This is a genomic window from Bacillus sp. EAC (assembly GCF_002156875.1).
Lineage (GTDB): Bacteria > Bacillota > Bacilli > Bacillales > Bacillaceae_G > Gottfriedia.
In genome coordinates, this window is record NZ_NCSY01000022.1 from 1 (window position 1) to 9097 (window position 9097).

11 protein-coding genes and 1 pseudogene are annotated in these 9097 nt (G+C 31.3%); 10 read left to right on the plus strand and 2 right to left on the minus strand.

The window, feature by feature from the left end; genetic code table 11:
• Positions 1-376, plus strand: a 376-nt coding sequence (locus B7R65_RS20645) for a DUF5412 family protein (protein WP_306298492.1), incomplete at its 5' end; no start/stop codon positions are given.
• A gap of 347 nt (positions 377-723) precedes the next feature.
• Here B7R65_RS20645 and B7R65_RS20650 read toward each other — a convergent pair.
• Positions 724-1284: a transglycosylase SLT domain-containing protein gene (locus B7R65_RS20650; RefSeq protein ID WP_088044695.1), complete on the minus strand. Its 561-nt coding sequence runs from the start codon at positions 1282-1284 to the stop codon at positions 724-726.
• A gap of 553 nt (positions 1285-1837) precedes the next feature.
• Between B7R65_RS20650 and B7R65_RS21160 the strand changes: the two are divergent.
• From B7R65_RS21160 to B7R65_RS20675, 5 genes and pseudogenes are all read left to right on the plus strand, one after another.
• A pseudogene (locus B7R65_RS21160) lies at positions 1838-2041 on the plus strand (DUF2750 domain-containing protein); the annotation flags it as partial.
• A gap of 236 nt (positions 2042-2277) precedes the next feature.
• A complete protein-coding gene (locus B7R65_RS20660) occupies positions 2278-2862 on the plus strand; it encodes a hypothetical protein (protein WP_088044697.1) in 585 nt (194 codons plus the stop codon).
• A 218-nt stretch (positions 2863-3080) separates the two neighbouring features.
• Complete coding sequence (locus B7R65_RS20665; RefSeq protein WP_088044706.1) at positions 3081-3599, plus strand: P-loop nucleotide/nucleoside kinase family protein; 519 nt, start codon at positions 3081-3083, stop codon at positions 3597-3599.
• Between the two features lie 222 nt (positions 3600-3821).
• The gene (locus tag B7R65_RS20670) at positions 3822-4016 is read left to right on the plus strand and encodes a hypothetical protein (protein ID WP_088044698.1); all 195 of its coding nucleotides are present in this window, start codon (positions 3822-3824) and stop codon (positions 4014-4016) included.
• Positions 4017-4212: 196 nt separating this feature from the next.
• On the plus strand, positions 4213-5001 hold the full coding sequence (locus B7R65_RS20675) for an aminoglycoside phosphotransferase family protein (RefSeq protein WP_088044699.1): 789 nt from the start codon (positions 4213-4215) through the stop codon (positions 4999-5001).
• 256 nt (positions 5002-5257) lie between these two features.
• Here the strand turns inward: B7R65_RS20675 and B7R65_RS20680 are convergent, their stop codons facing one another.
• Entirely contained in the window at positions 5258-5767 is a 510-nt protein-coding gene (locus tag B7R65_RS20680; RefSeq protein ID WP_088044700.1) for a DinB family protein, read from the minus strand.
• A 323-nt stretch (positions 5768-6090) separates the two neighbouring features.
• Here B7R65_RS20680 and B7R65_RS20685 point away from each other — a divergent pair, with 323 nt between their 5' ends.
• From B7R65_RS20685 to B7R65_RS20700, 4 genes are all read left to right on the plus strand, one after another.
• Positions 6091-6660 (plus strand): hypothetical protein, encoded by a 570-nt coding sequence (locus B7R65_RS20685; protein WP_088044701.1) that lies wholly within the window; start codon positions 6091-6093, stop codon positions 6658-6660.
• A gap of 191 nt (positions 6661-6851) precedes the next feature.
• Entirely contained in the window at positions 6852-7385 is a 534-nt protein-coding gene (locus B7R65_RS20690) for a P-loop nucleotide/nucleoside kinase family protein (RefSeq protein WP_088044702.1), read from the plus strand.
• A 204-nt stretch (positions 7386-7589) separates the two neighbouring features.
• The gene (locus B7R65_RS20695) at positions 7590-8297 is read left to right on the plus strand and encodes a hypothetical protein (RefSeq protein ID WP_088044703.1); all 708 of its coding nucleotides are present in this window, start codon (positions 7590-7592) and stop codon (positions 8295-8297) included.
• A 176-nt stretch (positions 8298-8473) separates the two neighbouring features.
• On the plus strand, positions 8474-9010 hold the full coding sequence (locus B7R65_RS20700; protein WP_088044704.1) for a hypothetical protein: 537 nt from the start codon (positions 8474-8476) through the stop codon (positions 9008-9010).
• The last annotated feature ends 87 nt before the right edge of the window (positions 9011-9097 follow it).

Below are 9097 nucleotides of genomic sequence, written 5' to 3' on the forward strand. Positions count from 1 at the left end.
AAATATTTTTATCGCAATAGTTATACTGTTTTCTTTATTTGTAGGTGGAAAATATGTATTGAATCTATTTTTGGAATTCGGCGATATGTGTGGTAATGAAATTATTCAAAAAGTCCCCTCACCAAGTCATGAAAAAGATGCTTACATTTTTATTAGAAATTGTGGAGCTACAACTGCCGAATCATATCAGTTATCAATTCTAAATAAAGATGATAAACTTCCAAACGTTTCCGGAAATACATTCGTTTCAGATAATAAATTCAAAATTGATTGGCTTAATGAAAGAGGATTGAGAGTAAATTATGATGAAAACTCTGAAACTTATAAAAAGGATGAAAGCGTAAATGGTATTAAAATTAAGTATAAAGGAAAATGAAAGATTGAGGATTTTTGAATTTCCTTATTGAACTAACTGGCGCTTTAGTTGAAAATTCAGAAGTCGATGATGTTCGACTCCTGTTTAAGTATTTGGCAGTTTAGTTCAGTTAGATTTATTTGAAATTCTATGGAAAAAGACAAAACAAAACTACTGGTTACAAATATGTGTTGATACGTAAGTCTACATTATTGATACGCCGGGAAAATGCTAAGTTAACTAATTTTAGTATTCAAATAGAAATTTGATGTTTTGTATTTACTTATCGAAATAATAATAGACAAGGTGCAATTCATCTGAATTGCACCTTGTCTATTATTATTGAACTTAACTTTTGAGTTATGATCTTAGAACCATGAATTTACGACTTTTAACGCTTTATTATACTTAGCGATATATGAAGTAGCTTTTCCTGTTCGTTCATAACCACCAACACCTTTATTGTAAGCACTTAAAATGGCTTCTGTTAATTTTACGCCACGATATCCTTTTGCTTTATACTTCTTTTGTAAAGAAGAAAGCATATATGTACCCCATTTGATATTAATGTAAGGATCTGTTGGTTTGTTTGCAGTGTGTAGAGTTTTGGCCAGACTTTTATGGTTTACTTTTGCAATTTGGAAGTAACCGTAGCTTTCCTTATTTCGAGCGTTTGCATGAAAATTACTTTCTATTTTAATGATTGCAAGTGCCGATCGATATGATAACCCACGTTGTTTACACAGATTATATAAATACTCTTGCTGAGCTTTTGGTAATGGCACTTTCGAATTATAATTAAATGCTGTATTAGTATTTGCTGATACATGTAATGTAGAAAATGTAGTGAGACTTAAAATTAGTAAACATACTGTAAGGAACCCCTTTAAGATAGTGGTAAAAGTGAAATTTATGTCGGATCTGTTCATGATAGTTCCTTTCTATTCTGCTTTTATTTAACTTTTGTTCAATTTATCACATTTAACATTGATATGGAGCAATAACATCATCTATTTATGGCTTTGTAATGAAAATATCATCTTGCAATATTTTTGTAATAAAACAAATATAATTAATAGATTTTGACAAAATTAAGCTTAAATGTTGGCGGAACACTATAAAATGGATGAATGTATCGAGCAAAAGATTTATAACGGGATAATTTATAGTTTTGATATGAAATAGTAAGTTTCCTTATTAAACAAACGGACGCGTTAGTTGCACAACTATGGGCTGCTTCGGTAGTCCTTTTTATTTTTGTGCTAACAGGCATTATTGTTGAAATAGAAATAGTGTTAAAATATAGAGATGAAACAAATAATTTAACTTGCGAAGAATTGTAATTATGAATATAAAAGAATACGAAGCCGTAATTAATCAAGAACCACATCTTTGATACGAGTATTTTATAAAAAATGTTTGTGAAGCTGAAGAAGTTTGGGTCTTATTTAAAGTTAGTCAACATTAGTTGATTCAGAAGGAAACACACGCTTTCCATTTTTTCCGCGAAAGGAATTTGCAGAAACTTGTGCCAAAGCTAGTGAATTTAAGGCAGTATCAATAGATTTAGATCACTTTATGAACGATTGGATAAAAAAAATGAAAAGTGATGGTATTAAAGCAGCCATATTTCCAAATGACAAGAACATGACTATTGTTGATGTAGATGTACTATTAAAAAATTAGAAAAAGAACTTAAAATTTATTAAACTAACTGGCGCGATAGTTGAAGAACGAATATTAAAATAGCCTGTATCGTAGATTACCAAGTAATCATTGATACAGGCTTTTATATTTCGGTTACTAATAGTTCTTATTTATATTTAAACATTGTTTTCCTTTTTATGAAAAGGAATGTTGTAGGAAATTAGCGAATATCAATAATTAATAATGGGATATACGTTAGATGGAGTGAGAAAAAAATGAACATGAGAAATGGATTAATACTAGTGGTATCAATTTTTATTATTTTAATTTTGACTTATAGAACAATAAATTCTGATTTTGAATTTGGAAAATACGAAAACATGCAAGAGGCTATTCAAAAGGAAATTTCTTCTCCAATAATAGAGATATTATATTCTAAAAAATACCATGGTGTTACTGTTGTTATCTATACTACTGAGCCAAATAAAGATGAATTGCCTGATTCAAATTTTGATGCAATTGCTGTTGCTTTTTTGCAAGGAAGTGATCAAAATGGCTGGAAGAACATTGGCCCTAATGGATGGACACATTATGAAAATAATAACATGACATTCTACACTGAAGGTCTACATGATTATGATGAAAAAGGTAATGTAATGCATGAATTCTATTTAACCTTTGGCGAAATCAAAAACTCTATGATTGAAAAAGTACAAACCTGCTCTACGGATTCAAAAACATTTGAAGATGCTACGATTTTTACACATTCGGGGATGCGGTATTATATTTATATAGGTGAAGCTAGTATTGTTCAAGGTTTGTCTAAAGATGGAAAGGTAATAGACAGACAAGGTGGTTAATACCGTTCTGGATTCAGTGGAAATAGACATGACTCTTTCGAATGTAATGTTTTATTTTTTACAACTAACGAGAGCGTTAGTTGTAAAAGAGATAGGTTGCTTCGGCAGCCTTTTTTTAGTGGGCTAAATGGCAAATTTGTTTATAAGCAGGAAGTCGTTCTTTTTTGTCGAATGAATGGGAGATTCAAAATGATAGTAGTTTGAAAGGTGTGAATTTCATGTTTTTTCTTCAAATGGCAGGCTTTCCAGGTTCAGGAAAGTCAACATTATCTAGATTGATAGCAAAAAACACAGGTGCGATTGTAATTGATCATGATATTGTAAAATCACCATTACTTGAATCATTAGGACCTACCGTGGATTCAAAGGAAGTCGGTAAAATATCATATGACATCGAATGGTCGTTAATCGATTTTCATCTTTCTTTAGGTAATAATGTTATTTTGGATAGCCCCTGTTTTTATACAGAATTGGTAGAAAAGGGAACTTTACTAACAAAAAAACATAATGCAAAATACAAATTTGTTGAGTGCTATCTCAATAATTTTGATGAAATTAATTATAGATTAAAAAAGCGAGAACGAATGATAAGCCAAATACATGAGGCGAAAAATGAAGAAGCATTTCTTGAATGGGTTAACAATACAAAAAGACCTACACATGATTATCTTATTGTCGAAACAGCAAATCCAATAGAAAGTTATTTCAATGAAGTAATGAAATACTTAAATAATTAAGGTATCCTATTAAAAAAAAATTTCCTTTTTCAACTAACTGGCGCGTTAGTTGAAGATTAAAGGCTGTTCAATAGCCTTTTTATTTTGCTTAATGGCAGTTTAGTTTAACAAGAGAAATGACTCTTTTATAACGGTCAGTTTGTACAATCGCTCCTTCATTTCGAGCATATATTTGATATAAAGGAGTGAATGTAAATGCTCTTGTGAAAATGGGGTGGGAAAATGTCATTGTTTTTTAGTTTTATAGGTATATATCTAATGCCTTTGATTTGTATAGTCTTTATCTTAAGTTTAATTGGTATTGTTAAACTAGTGATTAAGGGGTGGGAAGTAAGAACTGAGTTAACTGTTATCGTTGTTATTACATTTACACTTATGGTCTATACTCCTATTTATTTACTAGTTAATAGTTTGTAAATTGGATACAAATTATTAGTTATAGCTTGGATTTAAGATTAATTATTGAACTAACGAGAGCGTTAGTTGAAGATCATTGAGTTGCTTCGGCAACTCTTTTTCTTATTGAAGTATCATGCGGTTTTGTTGAACAAGGAATTTGTAAAAAAGCAAAGAATCTAAAATATAAAAGTAAAAATTTTATAGGAGATTACTTGTGGAACCAATTAAAATAAACGAAATTCCCAGTGGCATTAGTAGAATTGTTGGAGAAATTGAAGAAATAATATTTCCTCGACAAGGACACACATCAAACGTCGGTATTATACAATCAAAAAATGGTTGCTTCGTACTAAAAAGAACAAAAGGAGAACAGTATTCCTCATTACTGACTAAGGAAGTACAAATTCTAAATCAGTTGACTAAAACAGAACTGTCCATTCCAAAAGTTTACAATTACATAGAGGATAAAAATGAATATAATTTTTGGACATTAATGGAGTATATCGAAGGAGAGACATTAAGAAGTTATTTATCCAAAGACAATTTACATGTAAAAAGGCACGAAGCTATATTTAATTTTGGAAATACTTTATCAAAGATACATTCAACTATATGTCCAAGTGATTTAATGAATAATTCTCCATGGCTTGACGATATGTTAAATCATGCAGAATATAACTTGAAACATTACAATGTAGATGGCTCTTTAAAGTTGTTAGATGAATTGAAAGAGAATAAGCCTAGTTACTTTAATCAAACTTTGATTCATGGTGATTTTACAATAGATAATGTATTAGTTAAAGATGGAGAGATCACAGGTATTATTGATTGGAGTGGCGGATCTTACGGGGATCCAAGGTATGATGTTTCGCTTGCAATACGTCCGAAACCAAATATTTTTGAAAATAAATCTGAAGTAGCACTTTTCTTTGAAGGTTATGGAAATAGAATCATTACAGATGAGGATTATAAATATTTTGTAGGGATTTACGAGTTTTTTTAAGGTTATCTTCTTCAACTAACGAGCGCGTTAGTTGAAGAGTGTGAACAGCCGTTGGCTGTACTTTTTTTAGTAACTGGCAGAATAGTTGAACAAGAACCACTCTAATTTCGCTTTAGTATTGTATGTAAATCTAGTTTACATACATACCGTTTTCGGCAATAAAAAAAGGACCTTCCAGGAAGATCCTTTTTTTTGCTGCTTCTTCATCTACGCATCCTAAATGAGAAATAAGATTTTTTCATTAATAGAAAAAGACTTATAAGTATTTATCACTAATCACTTTCATATGGTGTAACTCGTGACCGGCAATGCCATATGCAATGGTACCTATTGAAACTGGACTGTTCATTACAGTTCCATTACGATCCCACGCTGCATCATTAATGGTTGAAATAAGGCTTAACGTGTTGGAGCGTACCGTGTCTAAACCAGCTAGTAGCTGCTCCCAGGATAATTCGTTGAAGTTTGCCGCAGAAACGTATTGATCCTGATCCATTGCTGGGAGTGGTGCACTTTCATTTCGTGCAATGGCAAGCATTCGATACGACATCACACGTTCCGAGTCGGTCATATGCCCAATCACTTCTTTTAAAGTCCATTTCCCTGGTGCGTACGCCTTCCTTGCTGACTCCTCTGATACGCTGCTTAAGAGGGTAATGGTATTAGTTCGTTGATTACTAAGTATTTCTATAATATCTCCATCTGGCACAAGACTAACATACCTATAATGCTCTGGATTTTCAATAGATAATGGTCGTGGACGCACAAGAATCCTCCTCATCGGAATAGTTAATTATGGTTCTAGGCAAATATTCGACTGTCAAGAAGATATTTCCTTTATTTTTGATATTTAATTTCATTACCGCAAAATAATTGCAAATTAAACAACTTTTTTGATACATATAATTTGAATTTCTTATTCAACTAATTGGCGCGTTAGTTCAATAAGGAACGAGCTACGACAACATCACCATTTTCTAATAAACCACTTGGTCCAACTCCCTCTCAAAAGGATTTTTCAAGGAAGTGAATGAATATATTCTTTAGAGAGATTTTTATTACCTATTAACTAAAAATGGAGTTGAGGTTGTGTTTTGGAGTTCAATATTCGGTGGTATATTAACGTTTGGGGCGTGGGTTTGGTACTATACAGATTTAAGAAAAAGAATTAACAAAAAAAATTCAACTAATGAAATGACTCTATTTTCTGTAAAAGCAAATGATTCCTCAATTAGTAATAAGTATAAGATAATGAGAAGTAAAGGAACGAATACTAGATTTACAATGAATCAGTACACTCGAAAGGTTTTTAAATGGATTGTTGGTCCATACTCCCACTCTATTCTCTTGTTACTTTTGATGATCTCATTTTTTAATTATTGGTCGTTATTTTTTATTATTGCGTCTATAAAAGAATCAGTAACTCACTACGTTGAAAAGTATGGTATAGGTAAATCATTTTATGAGGGAATATTTTTCGGTTTCTTTGGTTCAATTCTGTTGCTATTTATTCATCATTTCGCATTGAAATATTGGCTACACCACCGAAAAATCAGAACTGTCGTATGTTTTGTATTTTTAAATTATGCTTATTTTATCTTTTTAATTTTATTCAATATTTATGTTTATATCAGTTTACTAAAAGAAAATCGCATTTGAATTTAAGTAGCTAATATTAAATTTTCTTGTTCAACTAACGCATGCGTTAGTTGAACAACGATGGACTGCTTCTACAGTCCATTTTTAATGTACTAACGGGCAGTATTGTTGAATAAGCCAATAATACAATTAATAATTTATAATAAGATTAATTTGGAATTCGTTTACAGTTGAATTGGGGGTGTATACTTATGTTTGAAAAATTTAATTTAGTCGACCTAATTTATCGGGAACGAGATAATTTAACCCCTTTAGTAGTAATGATGTGTGGTGTAGCAGGTTCGGGAAAAACTACATTCGCACAACAAATAGAAAAAGAAGGCTTTGTACGTCTTTCAATCGATGAAGAAATTTGGGCTACTAATGGTCGTTTTGGAATTGATTTTCCAGTTGAAAAGTATGAGGAATACAAGCAGGATGCAGAAAGAAAATTGCGGAATCAACTGGTAAAGTTAATTCAGAATAAACAACACGTGGTTGTTGACTTCAGTTTTTGGCAACGTTCAAGAAGAGAGAAATATAAACAGCTTATTGAAGCAGCTGGTGGTAAGTGGAAACTTATTTATTTGAAAGTTCATCTTAATGATTTACGTAAACGACTTGAGATACGAAGTCAAAGATTTGATGCAAATGCTGCTTTCACTATAACAGAAGAAATTTTAACATCCTACCTTAATGGTTTTGAAGCACCAACAGGTGAAGGAGAAATTGTTATTGAACCTTAGAGGGAATTTCTTTTTAATAAAGCTAACAGGAATCTACTTCAATTGAGGAAAAGCCCTGTTTATTATTCAACTAACGAGCGCTTTAGTTCAACATAGATGGACTAGGGCACTTGAAGAAGGTACTTCAAAAACGAAATTGAATAGTATGTTATATAGTAAGACTAGTTGAAATCTAAATTGAGCTTTTTGAGTAAGGGGGAGCTAATGAGGCGAGTAAATAGGTTCTTTGTATTGTTTATCTTATTGATATTCCTGTTAGTAGGTTGTCGCTCTAACCACTTTGGCGATCATGCAATTATCGATTGGGTTGACTTCGTGAAATGGGATGGAATAGAGTACAACGGAATCCGTTCAGGTATTTTAGCTGATGAGCAGTTCATTGGAAAAAAACTAGGAGAAGTACAGTTTAAAGTAGCAGACAATATCACAAATTCGGGGTACAAGATCAAGAATGGAGATGCTGCATTTCATGAAAAAGGAACAGAAATTTACACAATCGAAGGAAACTCTGATTTAATCGCATTAAAAGATAAGAGTGCAATAAATGGGTATAGCGTTTATTATGCAAGAGATAAAACTGACTATCGATGGCATTTTAAGAATGTACCAATTGAAAAAGTGGATGCGATAGAAATCTATCAAGGTTATGCACCCAATACGAAAAGGATAACAGAGATAAAAGACAGAGAGAAATTGAATGCTTTTCTAAAAATCTTGAAAAACAGTAAAGAAAATCCAAATTTCCAACCCGATACAACAAAAGGTGATCCTACTTATTTTGATATTATCTTATATACAGACGAACCAATAGCTTATCAGTATGATATGCAATTTGACGGAGCTACTTACTTCTGGCATCCGTGGGATACATCTATATTGTCAAATGAGATTGGTGCATTTGTTTCAAACTAATATACCTTATTGAACTAACGAGCGCGTTAGTTCAATAACACGAAAGGCTGTTCATCAGCCTTTTTATTATGCTAAATGGCAGGATAGTTAAATAAGCTATGCTATAATTATTGAACTAAGAATTTGTATTTTGTATTAAAAGTTGTACAAGAAAAATAATATTTGTGAGGTAAAATATGAATGAAACTGTTAAGAAATATATATATAAGTATTATGAAAAAGGGGCAGATAAGGAATATCTAAACAGCTGTAGTCAGGAATTTTTATTACCATCTGAGATTATAAATTTTTGTAGTTTAAATAAAATTGTTGTTAAACCTGGTAAACATAAAATATGGCCCGAAAAATATGTAAGATTTATTTTTCAAGATTTTATAAAAGGAAACTTTGAAGTGAAATATTGTACAGTATTGCGTATTTCAAAGGTTGCGCCAATTTATAACTTGACTCATGAATTTGTAGTTGAAAATATCGATCCAAACCGAATATCACCTATTTTAGATGGTTACTCTGCACAAGCATATATAAAATTACAATCATTATTGGAAGATGTAATTCAAAATGAACTCTTAAAATTAGATTATGAAGAATTGCTTGAGATTGACGAAGTAATACTAAATTTAAAGATTAATAATAATAAAGAATTAATAGGTAAACAAATTACAGTAGAAGCAGCTTTATTTTATGATTTGTTAGAACTATGTCCAGATTAATAATAAGTTTCTAATTAAACTAACGAGCGCGTTAGTTCAAAAACTAGAGTCGCTAATGCGGCTCTTTTTTTATTTATGTAAATGGCA

What these genes read in the sequence shown, in the direction of transcription:
- B7R65_RS20650 (WP_088044695.1), bottom strand. Translation starts at nt 1,284, where the DNA reads ATGAACAGATCCGACATAAATTTCACTTTTACCACTATCTTAAAGGGG.
- B7R65_RS20660 (WP_088044697.1), top strand. Translation starts at nt 2,278, where the DNA reads ATGAACATGAGAAATGGATTAATACTAGTGGTATCAATTTTTATTATT.
- B7R65_RS20665 (WP_088044706.1), top strand. Translation starts at nt 3,081, where the DNA reads ATGTTTTTTCTTCAAATGGCAGGCTTTCCAGGTTCAGGAAAGTCAACA.
- B7R65_RS20670 (WP_088044698.1), top strand. Translation starts at nt 3,822, where the DNA reads ATGTCATTGTTTTTTAGTTTTATAGGTATATATCTAATGCCTTTGATT.
- B7R65_RS20690 (WP_088044702.1), top strand. Translation starts at nt 6,852, where the DNA reads ATGTTTGAAAAATTTAATTTAGTCGACCTAATTTATCGGGAACGAGAT.
- B7R65_RS20695 (WP_088044703.1), top strand. Translation starts at nt 7,590, where the DNA reads ATGAGGCGAGTAAATAGGTTCTTTGTATTGTTTATCTTATTGATATTC.
- B7R65_RS20700 (WP_088044704.1), top strand. Translation starts at nt 8,474, where the DNA reads ATGAATGAAACTGTTAAGAAATATATATATAAGTATTATGAAAAAGGG.